Here is a 1,064-nt window from a genome sequence, read left to right on the forward strand (position 1 = left end):
AAATTCGCTCTCCACCTCCTCCCGTCCGGCATTCTCAATTCAGATTGCATCTCGGTGATTGGCAACGGCGTCGTCGTTGACCCCGAAGCGCTTTTCGCGGAAATGGCGGAGCTGGAATCGCGCGGCGTCTCCACAAAAAACCTCCGCATCGCCGGCAACGCGCACGTCATCACCTCGTACACAAAAATGTTCGACCGCCTCAACGAAGAAGTCCTCGGCGATGGCAAAATCGGCACCACCGGCCGCGGCATCGGCCCCACGTACGCGGATAAAGCCAATCGCGTGGGGATTCGCATCGTCGACCTCGTGCACCCGCGGCGCCTGCGCGGGCAGGTCGAGACCGCGGTGGCGCAGAAAAACTTGGTGTTGCGGGCCCTGGGGCGTGAGGAGATTAATGTCGACGACGTGCTCACCGAGCTGCTCGCCTATGGGGAACGCCTCGCGCCTATGATGATTAGCGCTTCTCGCGAACTCAATCAGGCCCTCGATGAAGGCAAGACGGTTGTTTTTGAAGGCGGGCAATCCACCCTCCTGGACATCGACCACGGCAACTACCCCTACGTGACCTCCTCGAATGCCACCGCCGGCGGGGCGGTGACCGGCAGCGGGGTGGGTCCCACTCGTATCGACCGGGTGGTGGGTATCGTCAAGGCCTACGCCACCCGCGTGGGCGAAGGGCCATTCCCCACCGAGCTGCACGGAGGCAAGGGCGATTGGTTGCGCGAAGCGGGCGGCGAATACGGGGTCACCACCGGGCGCCCGCGCCGCTGCGGCTGGTACGATGCCCCGGTCACCCGCTACGCGGTGCGGGTCAACGGCCTGACCGACCTGGTCCTCACCAAGCTGGATGTGCTTACCGGCGTGGAACAGATCCCGGTGTGCGTGGGCTATGAGATCGACGGCCAGCGCGTGCACGAATTCCCCATCGACACCTGGGATTTCGCCAATGCCAAGCCCATTTACGAGTACCACCCGGGCTGGACGGAGGACATCTCCACGGTGCGCGACTTCGCGGACCTGCCCGCCAACGCCCAAAGCTACGTGCGCTGGCTGGAGGAGATGGC

Annotated in this window: 1 protein-coding gene; it reads left to right on the forward strand. The window is 64.1% G+C overall.

Annotated features, from left to right (window positions below):
- Nucleotides 1-1,064, forward strand: a 1,064-nt coding sequence (locus tag AC5RK6_RS00505) for an adenylosuccinate synthase (RefSeq protein ID WP_493926297.1), incomplete at both ends; no start/stop codon positions are given.

The sequence above is a fragment of the Actinotignum sp. usb-actsch-213 genome, assembly GCF_059085665.1.